The 18,050-nt window shown below is 73.4% G+C and carries 15 protein-coding genes; 4 read left to right on the plus strand and 11 right to left on the minus strand.

All coding sequences use genetic code 11. The features are described 5' to 3' along the window. Window positions 1-13: 13 nt before the first annotated feature. Both HBO46_RS05105 and HBO46_RS05110 read right to left on the minus strand, forming a co-directional pair. Window positions 14-2,038, minus strand: a complete 2,025-nt coding sequence (locus HBO46_RS05105) for a hypothetical protein (RefSeq protein WP_166140065.1) — start codon at window positions 2,036-2,038, stop codon at window positions 14-16. A gap of 246 nt (window positions 2,039-2,284) precedes the next feature. After that, on the minus strand, window positions 2,285-2,629 hold the full coding sequence (locus HBO46_RS05110; protein ID WP_207950483.1) for a winged helix-turn-helix transcriptional regulator: 345 nt from the start codon (window positions 2,627-2,629) through the stop codon (window positions 2,285-2,287). A gap of 63 nt (window positions 2,630-2,692) precedes the next feature. Between HBO46_RS05110 and HBO46_RS05115 the strand changes: the two genes are divergently transcribed. Then, window positions 2,693-4,939 (plus strand): LLM class flavin-dependent oxidoreductase, encoded by a 2,247-nt coding sequence (locus HBO46_RS05115; RefSeq protein WP_166140064.1) that lies wholly within the window; start codon window positions 2,693-2,695, stop codon window positions 4,937-4,939. A 15-nt stretch (window positions 4,940-4,954) separates the two neighbouring features. Here HBO46_RS05115 and HBO46_RS05120 read toward each other — a convergent pair whose 3' ends face one another. Both HBO46_RS05120 and HBO46_RS05125 read right to left on the minus strand, forming a co-directional pair. Beyond that, a complete protein-coding gene (locus tag HBO46_RS05120; RefSeq protein ID WP_243732114.1) occupies window positions 4,955-5,530 on the minus strand; it encodes a DNA-processing protein DprA in 576 nt (191 codons plus the stop codon). 12 nt (window positions 5,531-5,542) lie between these two features. After that, a complete protein-coding gene (locus HBO46_RS05125) occupies window positions 5,543-5,860 on the minus strand; it encodes a hypothetical protein (RefSeq protein ID WP_166140062.1) in 318 nt (105 codons plus the stop codon). 184 nt (window positions 5,861-6,044) lie between these two features. On the opposite strand from HBO46_RS05125, the gene HBO46_RS05130 reads away from it, so the two are divergent. Further along, a complete protein-coding gene (locus HBO46_RS05130; protein WP_166140061.1) occupies window positions 6,045-11,213 on the plus strand; it encodes a DUF7507 domain-containing protein in 5,169 nt (1,722 codons plus the stop codon). Window positions 11,214-11,237: 24 nt separating this feature from the next. On the opposite strand, the gene HBO46_RS05135 is transcribed toward HBO46_RS05130, so the two are convergent. From HBO46_RS05135 to HBO46_RS05165, 7 genes are all read right to left on the minus strand, one after another. After that, window positions 11,238-12,071, minus strand: coding sequence for a hypothetical protein (locus HBO46_RS05135; protein WP_191480202.1), 834 nt, complete (start codon window positions 12,069-12,071; stop codon window positions 11,238-11,240). 123 nt (window positions 12,072-12,194) lie between these two features. Next, window positions 12,195-13,022 carry an ammonia-dependent NAD(+) synthetase gene (gene nadE / locus HBO46_RS05140; protein ID WP_166140060.1) on the minus strand — a complete coding sequence of 276 codons (828 nt, stop codon included), beginning with the start codon at window positions 13,020-13,022 and terminating at the stop codon, window positions 12,195-12,197. Continuing rightward, window positions 13,019-13,903, minus strand: a complete 885-nt coding sequence (locus HBO46_RS05145) for an NUDIX hydrolase (RefSeq protein ID WP_224769382.1) — start codon at window positions 13,901-13,903, stop codon at window positions 13,019-13,021. Before HBO46_RS05145 ends, nadE begins: the two co-directional genes overlap by 4 nt. Before the next feature lie 63 nt (window positions 13,904-13,966). Next, the gene (locus HBO46_RS05150; RefSeq protein ID WP_166140059.1) at window positions 13,967-14,563 is read right to left on the minus strand and encodes an isochorismatase family protein; all 597 of its coding nucleotides are present in this window, start codon (window positions 14,561-14,563) and stop codon (window positions 13,967-13,969) included. A gap of 24 nt (window positions 14,564-14,587) precedes the next feature. After that, a complete protein-coding gene (locus HBO46_RS05155; protein WP_166140058.1) occupies window positions 14,588-15,937 on the minus strand; it encodes a nicotinate phosphoribosyltransferase in 1,350 nt (449 codons plus the stop codon). Window positions 15,938-16,092: 155 nt separating this feature from the next. After that, the gene (locus tag HBO46_RS05160; RefSeq protein ID WP_166140057.1) at window positions 16,093-16,572 is read right to left on the minus strand and encodes an SRPBCC family protein; all 480 of its coding nucleotides are present in this window, start codon (window positions 16,570-16,572) and stop codon (window positions 16,093-16,095) included. A gap of 124 nt (window positions 16,573-16,696) precedes the next feature. Beyond that, on the minus strand, window positions 16,697-17,083 hold the full coding sequence (locus tag HBO46_RS05165) for a VOC family protein (protein WP_166140056.1): 387 nt from the start codon (window positions 17,081-17,083) through the stop codon (window positions 16,697-16,699). 2 nt (window positions 17,084-17,085) lie between these two features. Here HBO46_RS05165 and HBO46_RS05170 point away from each other — a divergent pair, with 2 nt between their 5' ends. Continuing rightward, window positions 17,086-17,592 (plus strand): hypothetical protein, encoded by a 507-nt coding sequence (locus tag HBO46_RS05170; RefSeq protein ID WP_166140055.1) that lies wholly within the window; start codon window positions 17,086-17,088, stop codon window positions 17,590-17,592. A gap of 19 nt (window positions 17,593-17,611) precedes the next feature. Further along, the gene (locus HBO46_RS05175) at window positions 17,612-18,028 is read left to right on the plus strand and encodes a VOC family protein (protein WP_166140054.1); all 417 of its coding nucleotides are present in this window, start codon (window positions 17,612-17,614) and stop codon (window positions 18,026-18,028) included. Window positions 18,029-18,050 lie beyond the last annotated feature (22 nt).

Consider the following 18,050-nt stretch of genomic DNA (forward strand, 5'->3'; position numbering starts at 1 on the left):
CCCGCAGGAGCTGTCAGAGATCGATGGCCCAGTAGCCGTCGACCACGACCTGCCCGGTCGCGACCAGACCTCTCAGCCTGGTCCACCGCGGCGATGCGTCGAGCCTCCTGGCGTACACCGTCGTGAACCCCTCGCGGTCCGATCGGAGGTCCACCCGTCTGTCGCCGTGGCTCGTGGCGATCAGCAGGGACCCGCAGCTCGGGCAGGTGCGGAGGCGGAATGCCCAATTGACGGCGCCGCGCCGATCGGCCGGGTCGGTGCGGACGCGTCGACCGGGCGGCAACAGGCTGGCGGTGCCACCACGATAGGAGCGTCCCGAGACCGTACGCAGGGCGCCGAAGAGCCGAGCGTCGTCGGCCATGGCCGAGGTGCACGAGACCGACTTCCCCCGGTTGCCGGCCACGTCCCACGCCTTGACCTCGAGACACACCGTTTCGCCCGGTCGCGGTCGGCGAACGGCGTACGACGTCGATGTCGCGGGCACCGCTCGGCGTACCACGCCCGCGCGGCGCATCGGGGTGCGGACGATCCGGGCGGCTGTCCGGCCGACACCGTGCGTGTCGGCGGTGCGCCAGGACCAGCCCATCGCTCGATCGGAGACGAGTGCCGGGCCGCCCCGTGTGACGCGGACCCGCGGTGCGGTGCCGTCGACGATCCAGCGATGTGTCAGCACTGCCTCGTTGCCGACCTCGTCGCTGACCGTTGTGGTCAACGTGTGGACGCCCTCGCGCCGGTTCCCCATGGCATAGCAGTACGGCGAGCTGGTGGACGCCCGCCCGGGCGTGTGCCGACAGGTCAGCCCGGTGATCCCGCCTTCGTCATCGACGCGTGTCGTGACCGTCCGATGCATCGGCAGCACCGGCGCCCGCCCGTCGAGCACTGTCATGTGCGGCGGCGTGCGGTCCACGAACCTGTACATGTAGCGGCCGTATCCGCGGTGCACCAGCCGGTCGCCGTACACGGTGTCGGGAAGGCTCCAGCAGCCCGGCGCGCAGTGGCTGCCGAGGCTGGGCTCAGTGCGTAGCGGCCATCGCCAGACGCCGTCCGGATCGAGGCTGACCAGGCGGCCGTCCGCGACCTGGATCGCATAGGTCGACCCCAGGGCAGCAAGGACGATCTCGGTGTCGACCCCCTGGGCGAGCGGGCTGGGCGCCGTCGGCACCGTCGTCGCGTCGGTCACGGAGCCATCGGCGACGAGGGCGCTCCGCAGCTCCGGCGCAGCCGGCCCCGTCTGCTGCAACCAGGCGACGCGGACGGTGTCGCCGTCCGTGGCGACCGTGACCGGTCCCTGGTCACCCCCGATCGGGGTGAGCGACGTCGGCGGCGAGAAGGTGGTGGCGGCGTCGCGGCTGACCAGGACGTGCCTTCCGACGACCGCGGCGACGAGGTCGCCCTCGGCGCGCAGCTGGATCACGGGACGGGGCCCGCTGTCCGGCAGACCCGCCGCGGCGATCAGATCCGTGGGGTGCGCGTCCCACGTCGCGCCGCGATCGTCACTGCGGAGCAGGACAGCACTGCGGGCGGCGCCGGCAGCTCCCTGGGCGATCGCGACGTAGAGCCGGTCGCCGGAGGCGGCGAGCCGCACGCTCCGCGACGTGTCGGGGATGCGTGGGACGTGCACCCGCGACGACGTCGCGAAGTTGGTGCCGCCCAGCTCGACCGTGCGGATCGTGGACGCGACCTCCGCACCGCTCTCGAAGAGCGAGGCCGCGGCGACGAAGTCCCCGGTTCCGGCGCCGGTGATCGCGCCTGCGGGCAGGGTCACGGGTGCCTTGACCCAGGGGTCGTCGGTGCCGAATCGGTAGGACCAGACCCACCCGCGCCCTCGGTGGATATGGAAGACCCCGCGCTCGGTGAGCTCGACATCGGGGATGAAGTCGGAGTCGCTGGGAACGCCGCCGGGATAGTGGCCCACGCCCAGCCGCTCGACCGCGTACGTGGGCTCAGCCAGGCTCGGGCCGGCCGACGCCGTGGACGATGGGACGCCCCCGGCCAGGCCGATGAGGCAGACGAGGAGGGGCGCGAGGACACGACGCACGGCGGGCTCCCGGGACACGGGCCGCTGATCGGCCGAGCGGGCACATGCTGCCAGTCGGCGGACCCCCATGACCGGTCTTTCCCGAACACGGTGCGGGTCGGCGACCCGGGTCCCGGTCGGCACCGGTCGGCGAGCTGAGCACCGGGCGCGGCCGTCAGCGTGTCACTCGGTCCGCGTCCACCAGGGTGCTCGTCTGCAGGACCTGTCCCTCTCCCGAGCGGCGCGGGACGAGACGGCGCACACCGTTCAGTCGCCCCAGCGCAGGTGGTAGGCCACCAACGGCTGCATCGCCGCCAGTAGGTCGCGGCCGCGCGGAGTGAGCCGGTAGCGCACGGAGACCGGCGTCGTCGGGATCACCTCGCGCTCGACGAGGTCGTGTGACTCCAGCTCGCGCAGCCGGGCGGTGAGCAGGCGCGCGGAGATCCCGTCGACCGCGGCCTCGATCTCCCCGAACCGCGACGCGCCGCGGCCCAGGGCGAGCATGACCGCGCCGGTCCAGCGGCGCCCGACGAACTCCAGGCCCGCCGTGGACTCTCGGCAGGTGGCGTCGTCGATCCGGTCCTGACGCTGCGGTATCGGGCTCCTGGTCACTTACTCAGGGTAACTCGCTTACCCATGGTTGTCCTGGGGCGCCGGGCGGCGGATGCTGGGCGCATGCCCGACTACGGTCACCCCCTGCGCTTCGGATCCTTCATCACGCCGACGGCCGCCTCGCCCCAGCGGCCGGTCGAGCTCGCGGTCCTCAGCGAAAAGCTGGGCCTCGACCTGGCAACGTTCCAGGACCACCCCTACCAGCCTTCGTTCCTCGACACCTGGACGCTGATGTCGTACGCCGCGGCGCGCACCGAGCGGATCCAGCTCAGCGGCAACGTGCTGAACCTGCCGCTGCGCCAGCCGGCCGTGCTCGCCAAGTCGGTCGCCAGCCTCGACCTGCTCTCCGGGGGCCGGGTCGCGCTGGGGCTGGGTGCCGGGGGATTCTGGGACGCGATCGAGGCGTACGGCGGGACCCGCCTGACTCCCGGGGAGTCGGTCGACGCGCTCGCCGAGGCGCTCACCATCATCCGCGGCGTGTGGGACACCGCCGACCGGTCGGTCCTCGCCGTGGACGGCGCCCACCACCGGGTCCGCGGCGCGAAGCGCGGGCCGGCGCCCGCGCACGACGTGCCGATCTGGCTCGGGGCGCTCAAGCCGCGGATGCTGCGCCTGATCGGCCGTGCGGGCGACGGCTGGCTGCCGTCGATGGCCTACCTCCAGCCCGGCGACCTCGCCCGCGGCATGGGGGTGATCGACGAGGCCGCCCGCGACGCCGGTCGCGATCCCGCCGAGATCGTGCGGCTGCTCAACGTCGGTCCCGACACCGGCGCCGACGAGCTGGTGCGTCTCGCCGTCGAGGACGGTGTCAGCACCTTCATCGTGGTGGGTGACGACGAGGGCGGGCTGCGGCGCTTCGCGGCGCTGACCGGCGACGTGCGCGAGCGCGTCGCCGAGGCCCGCGCGAGCTCCGGTGTGCGCGAGCGCGGCCGGGTCCGTCGCACCTCCGCCTTGGCGCGCCGCCTCCCCGGCATCGGGTACGACGACCTGCCCGCCGACCTCGCCGAGCGCGCGGTCGAGCCGGGCGACCCGGCGTACGCGCGCTACACCTCCAGCTACCTGCGCGGCGGGGCCCCCGGCCTGGTGCTCCGGCCGCGCAGCGTCGCCGAGGTGCGGAGCGCCGTCGCCGTCGCCCGTGGGCACCGCGAGCTGCCGCTCGGCGTGCTCAGCGCCGGGCACGGCATCTCCGGTCGCTCGCTCAACCGCGGCGGCCTGGTCATCGACGTCAGTGCGCTCGACAGCATCGAGGTCCTCGACCCCGACACGGGTCGGGTCCGGCTCGGACCCGGTGCCCGGTGGGCCGACGTCGCGCGCGTGCTCGCACCGCACGGGCTCGCGATCAGCAGCGGCGACTACGGCGGCGTGGGCGTCGGCGGGCTCGCGACCGCAGGCGGCATCGGCTGGTTCGCCCGCAGCCACGGGCTGACCATCGACCACGTGACAGCTGTCGAGATGGTGCTCGCCGACGGCCGGGTGGTCCGCGCCGACGCCGAGCAGGAGACCGACCTGTTCTGGGGCATGCGGGGCGCCGGCGCCAACTTCGGCATCGCCACCTCCTTCGAGGTCACCGCCGCCCGGGTCGGCACCATCGCCTTCGCCCAGCTCGCCTTCGACGCCAGCGACACCGCTGCCTTCCTGGAGCGGTGGGGCCGGGAGCTGGAGGCGGCGGACCGCAGCGTCACGGGGCAGGTGGTCCTCGGCGCGCGGCGCGACGGCGCGCGGGTCGCCCAGGCGATGCTGGTCGTCGACTCCGAGGACCCCGACACCGTCATCGCGCGCCTCCAGCCGATCGCCGAGATCGCGCCGCTGCTGGAGCAGCAGGCCGTGCTCACGACGTACGACCAGGTGATGGGGCTGTTCAGCAGCGACGACCCGCAGCGCGGCCGCGGCGAGCCGCACTCCCACTCGGGCCTGGCCGACCACCTCTCGCCCGCGCTCGCGGCCGAGGTCGCGGACCTGCTCGACGCGGGCACGTCGTACTTCTTCTCGATCCGCGCGGTCGGCGGCGCGGTCGCCGACGTCGCGAGCGCGGCCACGGCGTACGCCGGGCGCAACGCGGCGTTCTCGCTCTCCGGCTTCGGCACCGGCCCGGCGTTCGACGCGGCCTGGGAGCGGCTGGTCCCGCACCTGTCCGGCAGCTACCTCAGCTTCGAGACCGGCACCGGGCCGCTGTGGCTCGAGCGGGCGTTCCCGCCCGCCCACCTCGCCCGGCTGCGCGAGCTGAAGCGCCGCTACGACCCCACGGGCCTGTTCCGCGACAACTTCTTCGTCGACCCGACGGTCGACGCCGTGGAGGGGCCGGCCGCCTGAGGCGTCCTGGCCCCGCTAGGAGACGGCGTCCAGCAGTTCGGCGAGGTCGTGGGACGAGGACAGCAGGCGCGGGGCCGGGTGACCGGCGAGCAGCGCGAGGCTGCCGGCGTTCTCGGGGTCGCGGCGCTCCGGGCCGTCCGGTACGGCGGGGATCGCGAGGATCCGGCCCTGCTCGACGGTGAAGCGGGCCGTCGCCATCGCCCCCGAGGTCGGCCCGCACTGGACGAGCACCGTCGCGGCGCAGAGCCCGGACTGGAGGCGGTCGCGCGCGACCAGCGAGCGGGTGCCGGCCGGCGTGCCCGGGAGCTGCTCGCTGAGCAGGCAGCCTCCGGCCTCGACGATCCGCTCGGCGTCGGCCCGGTGCCCCTCGGGGGAGACCCGGTCGAGGCCCGATCCCAGCACGGCGGTCGTGTGCCCGCCGGCGCGCAGCACGGCACGGTGGGCGGCGATGTCGATGCCGAGCGCGAGGCCGGACACGACGCTCACGCCCGCGTGCGCCGCCGCGGTCGCGATGCGCTCGGCCGTCCGTGCGCCCCACGCGGTGGCCGCGCGGGTGCCGACCACGGCGATCCGCCGCGACGGGTCCGGCAGCGAGCCGCGGACTCACAGCACCGCCGGCGGGTCCGCGATGTCCCGAAGCGCGGCAGGATAGCCCGCGTCGAAGTAGCCAAGGGTCCGCGCCGATCCGTCGCTGGCGTCCACCGGCACGACCCGGACCTGGCGGTCCACCGCGAGGCCGGCCACCGCGCGCCGCTCCTGCGGTGACGCGGCGTTGAACGCCTCCGCGGTGCCGAAGACGGTGGCGAGCCGGATGGCGTGCTGATCGCCGACTCCCGGCAGTGAGCGAAGCGCCAGCAGGCCGGCGGGGGAGCGCAGGTCCGCCGCCGGCAGCCCGCTCCCGCGCAGTCCGTGGTCGGTCACGGTCGCCACTGTCGCAGACAGCCGTGGCGGCCTGCCCACGCCGCGGCGCAACCACACGCGCCGACTCGGCGAAGGGACCGAGACCCCCGCACGGGTTGTGGATATGCGTGATGGGGCTCACAGTGAGAAGTGCGGGGGCCTGACTCGGGAGTAGGCGATGGTGAATCTTCGACGACTGACTGCCATGACCGCTGCGTGCGGGATGGCCGTAGCCACACTGTCCATCGTCGACGCGGCCCAGCTGCCGGCGTCCGCGGACCCGCCGACGGGTGGGACCACGATCGTCGACGAGACGTTCACCGGCCGCTCGGTGGCGGACCCGGCGTGGACGGTGCAGGGCGACACCTGCCTGACCGGGGCCATCACCGCGCCGCCGGCGGGTGCGGCCCAGATCCCCACCTGCGCGACGCACCGCACTGGCCCGGTGCCGGGCCTCGGCGTCACCCCCGGCTACCTGCAGCTCACCGACACGACCACGCAGCGGGCCGGCAGCGTGCTCTACAACAGCCCGATCCCGGCCACCGCCGGCGTGACCATCACCTTCGACCAGTTCCAGTACGGCGGCACCGGCGCCGACGGCATCGGGTTCTTCCTCGTCGACGGCTCCACCGACCTGACCGAGACCGGTGCGCCGGGCGGGAGCCTGGGCTACGCCCAGCGCATCATCGACGACGTCACGGAGCCAGGCGTCGCGGGCGGCGTGCTCGGCGTCGGCCTGGACGCCTTCGGCAACTACTACGACGACGGCGAGGGGCGGGGCCGCGGCTGCCCCGAGAGCGAGCGCTCGCCCTCGACGGCAGAGGGCGCCGTGGCCCCGAACGTGATCACCGTGCGCGGACCCGGGGACGGTGCGACCGGCTACTGCTACCTCGCCTCGACCACCCCGGAGAACCCGGCAGACCCGGACGATCCCGGCACGACCCTCAACGGCGGCGACGGGACCCTGCGCGCCCGCACCCTCGCGGCGTCCTGGCGCCAGGTGAACATCACCGTCACCCCGGCACCCGACCCGCGGATCATCGTCCAGGTCCGCTACAACCCCAGCAACCCCAACAGCCCGTGGATCACCGAGCTCGACATCCCGGCACCGGCCGACCTGCCGAGCACCTACAAGTTCGGGCTCTCGGGCTCCACTGGCGGCCAGACCGACGTCCACCTGATCCGCAACGCGGTCGTGCGTTCGGTCAACCCGCTCGCACAGCTGCAGCTGGAGAAGCAGGTGGACCGCAGCGCCGGGGCGCTTCCGGCCGTGATCACCGCGGGGACCGTCATTCCCTACCAGTACACCGTGACCAACGCCGGGCAGGAACCCCTGTCGGCCCTGTCGATCGCCGACGACACCGTCACCGGGCCGATCACCTGTGAGGACACCACCCTGGTCCCAGCGCCAGCGGCCGGGTCGACCACCGTGTGTCGAGGCACCTACACGGTCACCGCCGCCGACGTCGAGGCCGGGGAGGTGGTCAACGTCGCGACGGCCACCGCGCAGAATCCCGCCGGCGACCCGATCACGTCGCCGGAGGCCACGGTCACGGTGCCGCTCGTCTCCGAGCTCGACCTGGACAAGGAGGTGCAGACCCCGGGACCGTACGAGGCGGGCCAGGAGGTGGAGTACCTCTACACGGTGACCAACACCGGCGGTTCCACGATCACCAACATCTCCGTCGCCGATGACCGGGTCTCCTCGGAGGCGCTCGTGTGCGAGGTCAACGTGCTCGCGCCCGGGGCCTCCACCACGTGCATCGGCACCTACACCGTCGACACCAGGCAGGCCGACCCGTCGGGGAGCATCGTCAACACCGCGGTCGCGACGGGGGAGACCCCGGCAGGCCAGGAGGTCGAGTCGCCCGAGGCGCAGGCCAGCATCGGCGTCAACACCGACATCGCGGTCACCAAGACCGTCGACGACCCCGAGCCGGCGGTCGGCGACACGGTCACCTTCACCATCACCGCGACCAACAATGGTCCGGCGATCGCCACCGACGTCCTCATCACCGACCTGCTGCCCGAGGGGCGCCTGGCGCTGCTGACCTCGAGCACGGCCGGTCCTCAACCGTCGACGTACGCCGCCGGCACCGGCGCCTGGTCGATCCCGAACCTGGCCGTCGGCAACGCCGTGACCCTCACGATCACCGCCCGGGTCGACACCAACGGGGTGGTCTCCAACACCGCGAGCCTGACCAGGCTGGACCAGCTGGACACGAACGCCGCCAACAACAGCGACACGGTGACCCTGAACCCCGCGGCCCTCGACCTGGCGGTGACCAAGGAGGTCATCGGGTCCGCGCTGGTCGCGGCGGGGGAGCCGGTCACGTTCCGGGTCACCGTCACCAATCTGGGGCCGCGTCCCGGCACCGGCATCACCGTGACCGAGGAGCTGCCCCCGGGGCTGACCTACCGACCCGGGGACTCCGGCGGCACCGGCACCTACGACCCGGCCAGCGGCATCTGGACGATCGGCGCCCTCGCCGTCGGGGCGTCCGCGACGTACGACTTCGTCCTCGACACCACCGCCCCGGGCACCTTCACCAACGCCGTCAGCATCGCCAGCGTGTCACCGACCGACATCAACAGCGCCAACGACTCCGCGTCGGCGAGCGTCGACGTACGCACCCCCATCGCCGACCTCGCCATCGTCAAGGGTGTCTCCGACGAGGAGACCGTCGTCGGCGACACCGTCACCTACACGGTCACGGTCCTCAACCGGGGACCCGACACCGTGCGCGACGTCTTCGTCACCGACACCGGCCCGGAGGGGATCACGATCCTCGACAGCACCCCCTCGCAGGGCACCGTCGACCTCCCTGGCGGGCGCTGGGACGTCGGCACGCTGGCCTCCGGGGCGAGCGCCACGCTGGCCATCACCGCGCGGCTCGACACCGAGGGCACCAAGGTCAACGTCGTCACCGTGGCCGCGCCGCTGCTGGACGACCCCACCCCGGCCGACAACGAGTCCTCGGCCACCGTCACCACCCTGGGACCGGCGGTCGACGTGGCCGTCACCAAGGACGTCGCCCGTCCCGACGGCGACGAGGACGTCTCGGCCGTCCCGCTGGACCAAGACGTGGTGTTCACGGTCACCGCGACCAACAACGCCGTCGCGGGGGCACCCGCGACGGCGGCCACCAACGTGGTCTTCGACGACGTCCTGGAGGAGGGGCTGACCTACGTCTCGTCCACCGGCGACGGCACGTTCGACCCCGAGACCGGCACGTGGAGCCTCGACTCGCTCGCCGTCGGGGCGAGCGCCACCCTCACGATCCGGGCCACCGGCACCGTCGTCGGGCAGCGCAGCAACACCGTCGGCCTGAGCACCCTCGACCAGCGCGACGTCGATGAGACCAACAACTCCGCCTCGGCCACCGCGACGTTCGTGGAGCTCGCCGACCTGGCGATCACCAAGACCGTCGACCAGCCGGTGGCCCAGCCGGGGGACACGGTCGTCTACACGATCACGATCACCAACAACGGCCCCAACGCCACCGACGACACGGTCACCGAGGACCCCGCGCTCATCCAGGCCAACATCACCGGGCACACCACCGACAACGGGACCTTCGACGAGGCGAACCGCATCTGGACCATCCCGCGGCTCGAGGCAGGGGCAACGGCGACGCTGGAGGTGTCCGTCCTCATCAGTGCCGACGCGTCGGGGAACTACCGCAACCTGGTCGCGATCCAGGAGTCCCGGGTCGACGACCCGGACCCGAGCAACAACACCGACAACGCCGAGCTGTTCGTCCCGGCTGCCGACATCGCCGTCGAGAAGACCGTCGACGACCCCACCGCCGTGGTCGGCGAGACCGTCACCTTCACCGTCGGCGTCCGCAACCTCGGCCCGGACGCGGCTGAGGACGTCACCGTCGACGACCTCCTGCCCGCCGGGCTCACCTACGTCAGCAGCACCGCGACGCTCGGCACCTACGACCCGGACACGGGGGTCTGGAGCATCGGCGACCTCGATCCCGCGGACCTGCCCGCGACCGATCCCCAGGCGGAGCTGCAGATCGTGGCCCGCGTCGCCCAGACCGGTGCGCTGACCAACACCGCGGACTCCGACCGGTCCGACGGGGTCCCGTACGACCCCGACCCGACCAACAACTCCGACTCCGCGACCGTCAACGGCTCGGAGGAACCCGCGCTGACGATCGTGAAGACCGCGCGTCCCGGCACGGTCTCCGCGGCTGGGGAGAGAGTGACCTACCGGTTCCGCATCACCAACACCGGCGACGTGCCGCTCAGCGCCGTCGCGGTCGTGGAGGGCCGGTTCACCGGCGCCGGCAACCTGCCGACGCCGACCTGCCCGCCCGCCGCGAGCAGCCTGGCTCCCGGGGCGAGCGTCACCTGCACCAGTGTCTACGTCGTGCGGGCGGCCGACCTGTCCGCACGCCGGCTGCGCAACACCGCACGGGCCACCGGCACCGACCCCCTCGGCGAGCCCACCTCGTCCGGCCCGGACAACGCGGTGGTCACGATCCGCCCGCCCGCCGAGCCCGAGATCGCGACCCGGACCTCCGACACACGGGTCACGCCCGGGGAGGCCTTCCACGACCGGGTCCGCGTGACCCGGCTCGCGCGCGGCACCTCGGTCCCGGCGACCGCCCGCCTCTACGGGCCGTTCACGTCGCGGGCGGCCGCGACCTGCGGGCCGGGCAAGCTGGTGCGCACCGTCCGGTGGCGCGCGAGCGCCGGCTGGAGCCGCACCGCGTCGGTGCGGATCAACGAGCCGGGCGTCTACACCTGGCGGGTGACGACGCGGGCCACGGCTGCCAACACGGCCGCGACCAGCCGCTGCGGGCTGGCCTCGGAGACGACGACGGTCGCGAAGCCGTCGTACCCCGTCCCGGCGGTCAACGGCGGGTTCTCCGGGGTCCTTCCGGGCCTCGGCGCCGAGCGGCGGGCGTCGACGGTGGTGCGGGGCCCGGGCTTCGGCCTGGACGCCACGGTCATCCCCACGACCATCGCCCGCGGGGAGATGAGGCTGCCCGCCGATGTCGACGTGACCAGCTGGCTGCGCAAGTCCGCGGGGTACGGCGACACGATCGGCACCGCGATCATCGCCGGGCACGTCTCGGACCGCAGCGACCGCCCGGGCGCCATGTGGGGCCTGCGCCGCGCGCAGCGGGGCCAGGTGGTCGCGGTGACCAGCGCCGGGAAGAGCTACCGCTACCGGGTGACCGGCACCTCGACGTACCCCCGCACCCGCAAGCTGCCGCACCGGTTCTTCCAGACCACCGGCGCCCACCGGCTGGTGCTGATCAGTTGCACCAACCGGGTCCGCTACGCCAACGGGCGCTTCCACTACACGAAGTACCAGGTGGTCGTGGCCGAGCCGGTCCGCAGGAAGCGCTGACGCGCCGGCCGCGAGCACGCGGTCTCAGATGAAGACCGCGTGCTCGCTGAGCATGGCCGTGGTGGTCTCGGACAGGTCGGCGTAGAGCGCGAGCTCGTTGAGGCTGGTGAACCGGCCGAGCTGGTGGCGTGCGTCGGCCACGCTGGTCGCCTCCGCGGGGGAGAGCGCGGCGAACCTTTCGAGCTGGTCCGCGGGAAGCGCGTTGAGGTCCAGCAGGCCCCCGTCGTCGAGGTTGCGCGGCAGGTCCGGGCGGCCGACCCGCAGGTTGCGTGCGAGGGATGGGTCGCGCCGGGCGAGGGCGCGGTACTCCTCGCGCAGCCGACGACGCGCGAGCTCCTCCGCGACCCCGGGGAGGTCCTCGCTGGGCTGCGTGTTGCGCAGCAGCACCGCGACGGTGACCGCGAGGACCAGGTTGATGAGCAGCGCGATCGCGCCGAGGTCGGCGGCGAGCCCCGTGGGGGTCTGGCGCTCGTCCACGTCCGCCGTCGAGGTCAGGACGATCCCGACGACCTCGAGTGCGGCGAGGCCGCCCGCGGTGGCGAACATCCGCTTGCGGAAGGGGGCGTCGTGCGGGCGCTGCCGCGCAGCCCACAGTGGCGGCACGAACCCGGCCAGCCCGCACGTGGCGGCTGCCACCGCGACCATCGTGGTGCCGCTGTTGTTCGCCGCGAAGGCCGGGGTCCAGCCCGGGGCCGGTGCCGGTGCCGGTGGACCTGCGTACGCCGCGGGCCCCGGCACCCACAGCTGCCAGCCGGGCGGCGGCGGGCCCCAGGCGGGGTCCGGGCGCCAGCCCGGCGGGGGAGTCCAGCCGGTCGGCGGCGGCGGCCAGTTCGGTGGTGGGTTGTAGCGAACGCCCATCGCCAAGCGCCTCCTGGCTCTGCGGTGATGCTGCTGTTGCGTGGTCGGACCATGGCCCCTGCCCGGCCGCGCCCCCGAGGAAACCTCGGCGGGGTGTCGAGCGCCCGGGAGGGACCGGTCAGGTCATCCCCGCGCGGGGGCCGCGGGGGCCGCGGGGAGCTCGCGCTTGTGGCGGGTGCGCGCGTAGGCGGACTCGATGATCCCGGCCACGTCCTCGCCGACGTCCTCGCCGGTGAGGTAGGCGTCGATCTGGGCGTAGGTGATGCCGTAGGCCTCCTCGTCCGGGAGGCCGGGACGGTCGTCCTCGAGGTCGGCCGTGGGCGTCTTCTCGACCAGGTCGGCGGGCGCCTCCAACGCGGTGCCGACCTCGCGCACCTGGGCCTTGGTGAGCCCGGTGAGCGGGGCGACGTCGCAGGCGCCGTCGCCGTGCTTGGTGAAGAACCCCATCACCGCCTCCGCGGCCTGGTCGGTGCCGACCACGAGGGAGGAGGCGTGCGCGCCCACGGCGTACTGGGCGATCATCCGGGCGCGGGCCTTGACGTTGCCGCGGTTGAAGTCCTCGGCGGCCCGGGTGACCGGCGGCAGCACTCCCTCGATGCCGGTCGCGACGGCGGCCTGCATGGCGTCGACCGAGGCGCCGATGTCGACGGTGACCGTGCGGTCGGGGGAGATGAAGCGCAGTGCGGCCTGGGCGTCGGCCTCGTCGCGCTGGGAGTGGTAGGGCAGCCGGACGGCGGTGAAGGTGCCGCCGGCGCGCCGGCAGGCCTCCTGGGCGAGCCTGCCGGCCACCGTCGAGTCGACCCCGCCACTGATCCCAAGCACGTAGCCGCTCGCCCCGGAGCGGATCAGGTAGTCGGCCAGGAAGGCGATGCGTCGCTCGGCCTCGGCGTGCGGGTCGATCGAGCCGGCGACGCGAAGGGTCTCGATGATCTCCTGCTGCAGGGCGCTCATGACTGCTCCTCGGTCTCGGGGGTGCTGGTGCCGGTGCTGGGGCCGGGGTCGGTGCTGGGACCGGTGCGCACGAGCGTCCCGGTGTCGAGGCGGCCCTCGTAGAGCCGGCCGCGGTGGGGTCGCAGGATCGGGGGGTGCAGGGTGGTCGCGCCGCCCGCGCGCAGCAGGGCGCTCGGGGCGCCGCCGGACGGGCCGGAGGGCCGCTTGTCGGGGAGCTCCTCGACGAAGCCGGGGGACTTGGAGACCTTGCGGTGGAAGTTGGGCGCGGGCAGCTTGGTGTCCCAGACGATGTCGTAGACGCGGCGCAGGTCGCCGCGGGTGAACGTCGGCTCGCAGAAGGCGGTCGCCAGGGTCGTGTACTCCAGCTTGGCGGCGGCCCGCTCGAGCGCGTCGGCGAGGATCCGGGCGTGGTCGAAGGCCAGCGCGACCTGCTCGTCGACCAGGTCGCGCACCGCCCAGAAGCGTGCGTCCTCGGCGTCGGAGCCGTACCGCGGCGTCTCCAGGCCCGGGATCATCGCGAGGTAGGCCACCGAGATGATCCGGGCCCGCGGGTCGCGGTGCGGGTCGCCGTAGGTCTGCAGCTGCTCGAGGTGACCGCGCGGGCTGGTCATCCCCGTCTCCTCCTGAAGCTCGCGCAGCGCGGCGTCGTACAACGTCTCCTCGGGCTCGACGAACCCGCCGGGCAGCGCCCACCGGCCGCGGTAGGGGAACCCCTTGCGCTTGACGAGCGGCAGGGACAGCTCGCCGTTGCGGATCGTGAGCACGATGATGTCGACGGTGGTGAACGTGCTCGGGTACGACGAGGGGTCGTAGGTGCGCAGGTAGGCCGCTTCCTCCTCGCTCTCGGGGACGTAGGCGGGCAGCCGGTCGGTCGGGCGCATCGGGTTCCTCGGGTCGGGCGGGATCGGGGCGTCTGGGCTCATGGTGCCCATGTGGTGCTCGGCTCAGCGGTCCAGGCCGAGACCGGTGCGCGCCTCCTCGGCGCCGGCGGCGAGCATCTCGGCACGGGCCGCGGCCCCGAGCTCCGCGGTCACCGGGACGGTCAGGTCGACCAGGAGCCGGGTGCGCAGGCCCGCCCTCAGGGCGTCGAGCACGGTCTCCTTCACGCAGTGGCTCTCGGCGATGCCGCACACGTCGACGGCGTCCACGCCGCGCTCGCGCAGCGCCTCGGCGAGCGGGGTGCCGGTCTCGTCCGTGCCGTCGAAGCCGGAGTACGCCGCGGCGTACGCGCCCTTGAAGATCGTGAGGTCGGCGCCGCCAACGGCCGCCAGCGCCGCGGCGGTGGCCGGGTGGATCTCGGCGTTCGCGGTGCCGGCGACGCCGTGCGCGGGCCAGCTGTCCACGAAGTCGGGCGCGTCGGAGAAGTGGGCGCCGGGGTCCACGTGGCGGTCCTGGGTGGTGACGACGACGTCGTAGTCGGCGCGGGTCGCGCGGAGGTGGGCGGCGACGGCCTCGGCGACGGCGTTGCCGCCGGTCACGGGCAGCTCGCCGCCCTCGCAGAAGGTGGGCTGGACGTCGACGATGAGAAGCGCGGTGGTCATGACGGGTTCCTCTCGTGGGGTGGGTCAGGCGCCGAAGGCGGCGGGGCCGTCGGCGAGGTCGAGGGCGGCCGGGTCGAGCTCGGCCAGGGCCCGACGGTGCAGGGCCCGGCTCTGCTCGAGGGTCGGGCGGTGCAGGCGGACCCCGTCGGCGTAGGCGAGCACCTGCAGGTCACGCCCGCGGCGCTGGGCGGCGCCCGGGCGGCGGCCGGCGTCCTCGGGGAGGACCTCCTCGCCGACGGCGACGCCGCGGTCGTCGAGCAGGCGGCGAGCGGTCTTGCGGCCGCCGACGGACGCCTTGCCGGGGGCGTTCTTCGCGACCGGGCGCAGGTCGCGGTCGGTCTCGTCGGGGGAGATCGCGACCAGCTTGTAGACCATCGAGGCGGTCGGGTGGCCCGAGCCGGTGACCAGGCGGGTGCCGACGCCGTAGACGTCCACGGGGGCATCGGCGAGGTCGGCGATGCGGTACTCGTCCAGGTCGCCGGTGAGGACGACCTTGGCGCCGGGGGCGCCCAGCTCGTCGAGCAGTCGGCGGGCGCGCACGGCCTCGGCACCCAGGTCGCCGGAGTCGATGCGCACCCCGCCGAGGGCGGGCCCGGCGGCCTCGACCGCGTTGCGGATGCCCTGCTCGATGTCGTAGGTGTCCACCAGCAGCGTGGTCGAGGTCCCGAGCGTGGCCACCTGGGCGGCGAACGCCTCGGCCTCGGTGTCGTGGGCGAGGGTGAAGGCGTGGGCGCTGGTGCCGACGGCGGGGACCCCGTAGCGGTAGCAGGCCTGCAGGTTGCTGGTCGCGTCGAACCCCGCGACGTACGCCGCCCGGGCCGCGGCCACGGCGGCCTCCTCGTGGGTGCGGCGCGAGCCCATCTCCAGCAGCCTGCGGCCGCCGGCGGCGTTGACCATGCGCGAGGCCGCCGAGGCGATCGCGACGTCGTGGTTGAGGATCGAGAGGATCAGCGTCTCGAGCAGCACGCACTCGCCGAAGCTGCCCTCCACCCGCAGCACCGGGGAGCCGCCGACGTACAGCTCGCCCTCGGGGTAGGCGTGGATGGTGCCGGTGAAGCGGAAGCCCGAGAGCCACCTCGCGGTGGGGATGTCGATGACCTCGCGCTCGAGCAGCGAGAGCACCTGGTCGGGGGAGAAGGTGAACGACTCCACCGCCTCCAGGATCCGGTCGAGCCCGGCGACGACGCCGTAGCGGCGACCGCGCGGCAGGTGGCGGGCGAAGGCCTCGAAGACGCAGTAGCGCTGCGCGGTCCCGTTGGCGATCGCCGCGCGCAGCATCGTCAGCTCGTACTGGTCGGTGAGCAGCGCGGTGCTCGCAGCGGGCTGGACGTCGAGGGTCCGGCCGGCGGCCGGGGCGGCGATCGTGGTGGGCATCGTGACCTCCTGCGGTTGGTGTCATGAAGACAATAATCGGATAGTGTCACTTTGACAAGAACCTCGAAGCAGAGCAGTTCCTGGGTCGCCGACGAGGTGCGTGCGCGGCGGCTGTCGGACTTAATCGAGCCGACGGGTTGGTCGGACCTGTTGGGCTAGTCCCGGAGCGCAGAGGCGGCGGTGGGGGAGGTCTGCCAGTTGCGGAAGACGAACCGGTGCACCGACTTGAGGCCGACGAAGACCATGGCGTACCGCGCCGGCTTGAGCCATCCCCGCGCTCGCACGGTCGTCGTGCGGCTGATCGCCGTGCCTGCCGGGTGCGGGGTCAGGGTGAACTCGTCGGTGAGTTGGTCGAGGTATCGCCCGAAGCCGAGGCTGGTCGACTCCATGTGGAAGCGCAGTCGGCGGGGCGGCTCCCAGACTGTGATGCGCTGGTGGACGGTGCCCTGTTCCGAGCGGCACTCGCGCTCCGCGCCGACGGCACCCTCGCCCGAGGGCAGCGCGCATTCGTGCGGGCGGGGCGTGCCGAGGAAGAAGATCGGGCATAGAGGGCGCAGCTGGAGCCGGGAGTCGCACAGCAGGCTCCACGCTGGCTCAGGGGGCAGTGGGACCACGCGCGTGGTGGTGACTCTCATGATGCTCCCGACCGTGCGCTCGACCTTCGACGTCGGCGCTGACACTACGGCGTGGCAGTGCTGCCGTTGGCGCGAACGCGTCATGTTGGTCGTCCTCGCGAGGGGGCGAGGTCGGGTGTGCGCCCTAGGTGCGGCTCGGGCCGTTGAGCATCCACCGGTGGTCGAACGGGTCGCGGAGGACGGCGACCCGGCCACCCGGTCCGTCCTCGGGGGAGCGGTCCAGCCTGGCGCCGGCGTCGAGCGCCCTGGCGACCAGGGCGTCGACATCGGGCACGCCGAGGTGCAGCGTCACTGGCGTGGCGCCGGCCGGGTCTGGCGCCTCGACCCCGAGGTCGGGGAACGGGTCGGCCATCATCCACCGCGCTCCGTCCGCGTCGAGCTCCACATGTCCGACGCGGCCGTCGTCCATGAGGATCGGGCCGTCGGCCACGTGGGCGCCCAGGACGCCGGCGTACCAGTCCATCGCGGCTCGCGCGTCCCTCACGCACAGGTAGGGCGTCATGCTGTTCATGGGTGGTCCTCTCGTCGGTGGAGTCGTTGCTCGGGCCGACCAACATTCCTGACAGTACGCCCGCGCCCCTTCCGATCCGTTTCGAACAGGAGTGCGATCAGAGCAATGCCAGCACCTGTCCGGCTCTGATCTCGGAGTCGGCGATGGCCGATCTGGTTCGTCCCTGTGTCGCCGGTGCCGAGCGCCTGGGTGTCGATCTCGACGAGCTCGTGAAGCTGGATCCGACGTTCTTGTCATTGACCGACAAACGGGAGGTGCTCCTGCTGATCGCGCGGGCTTCCTCACGGGTGCGGGCGCTCGAGGCGCGGGCGATGGCGTGCGCCGACGATGTGGCGGACGCGGAGGGGTTCCGTGACCCCGCGGCCTGGGTCGCGCACCGCGCGAACGTCTCGAGCGCCTCGGCGCGGCGGGCGCAGCGACTCGACGTCGGGCCGCGCGCCGTGCAGCGGCTGGGGGAGCGGCTGCTCGAGGTCGGCCGACGCGGGTCGGTCTGGTCAAACAGCCGCTGACGCAGGAGAGTCGGGAGGCATGACCTCTCGACTCACCGAGATCAACATCGACTGCGCCGACCCGGGGCAGCTCGCGCAGTTCTGGTGCGCCGCGCTCGGGTACGGCGTCCTCGACGCCACCGACGACCTGGTCGAGATCGGCCCGGCCCGCGGTGCGGACGCTGAGCTCCTCGCCGCCGTACGGCGTGGGCCGCTGGCTCCGTCGATCTTCCTGGCGCGGGTGCCGGAGGGAAAGGCGGCCAAGAACCGCCTGCACCTCGACCTCTCACCGATCGACACCACCCAGGCGGCGGAGGTCGCGAGGCTCGAGCGACTGGGTGCGCGATCGGCGGACGTGGGCCAGACCGGGGCGGAGTCGTGGATCGTGATGGCCGACCCGGAGGGCAACGAGTTCTGCGTGCTGCGCAGCCTCGCGCCGGGGGAGTTCGACCTCTGAGCGGACGCCACCGGCGCGCCGA

Source organism: Nocardioides ochotonae (genome assembly GCF_011420305.2).
GTDB lineage: Bacteria > Actinomycetota > Actinomycetes > Propionibacteriales > Nocardioidaceae > Nocardioides > Nocardioides ochotonae.

Excerpts from the sequence above, each read along its gene's own strand:
- HBO46_RS05130 (WP_166140061.1), top strand. The coding sequence starts at position 6,045 with ATGACCGCTGCGTGCGGGATGGCCGTAGCCACACTGTCCATCGTCGAC.
- HBO46_RS05115 (WP_166140064.1), top strand. The coding sequence starts at position 2,693 with ATGCCCGACTACGGTCACCCCCTGCGCTTCGGATCCTTCATCACGCCG.
- HBO46_RS05150 (WP_166140059.1), bottom strand. The coding sequence starts at position 14,563 with ATGACCACCGCGCTTCTCATCGTCGACGTCCAGCCCACCTTCTGCGAG.
- nadE (WP_166140060.1), bottom strand. The coding sequence starts at position 13,022 with ATGAGCGCCCTGCAGCAGGAGATCATCGAGACCCTTCGCGTCGCCGGC.
- HBO46_RS05165 (WP_166140056.1), bottom strand. The coding sequence starts at position 17,083 with ATGAACAGCATGACGCCCTACCTGTGCGTGAGGGACGCGCGAGCCGCG.
- HBO46_RS05160 (WP_166140057.1), bottom strand. The coding sequence starts at position 16,572 with ATGAGAGTCACCACCACGCGCGTGGTCCCACTGCCCCCTGAGCCAGCG.
- HBO46_RS05135 (WP_191480202.1), bottom strand. The coding sequence starts at position 12,071 with ATGGGCGTTCGCTACAACCCACCACCGAACTGGCCGCCGCCGCCGACC.
- HBO46_RS05175 (WP_166140054.1), top strand. The coding sequence starts at position 17,612 with ATGACCTCTCGACTCACCGAGATCAACATCGACTGCGCCGACCCGGGG.
- HBO46_RS05145 (WP_224769382.1), bottom strand. The coding sequence starts at position 13,903 with ATGCGCCCGACCGACCGGCTGCCCGCCTACGTCCCCGAGAGCGAGGAG.
- HBO46_RS05155 (WP_166140058.1), bottom strand. The coding sequence starts at position 15,937 with ATGCCCACCACGATCGCCGCCCCGGCCGCCGGCCGGACCCTCGACGTC.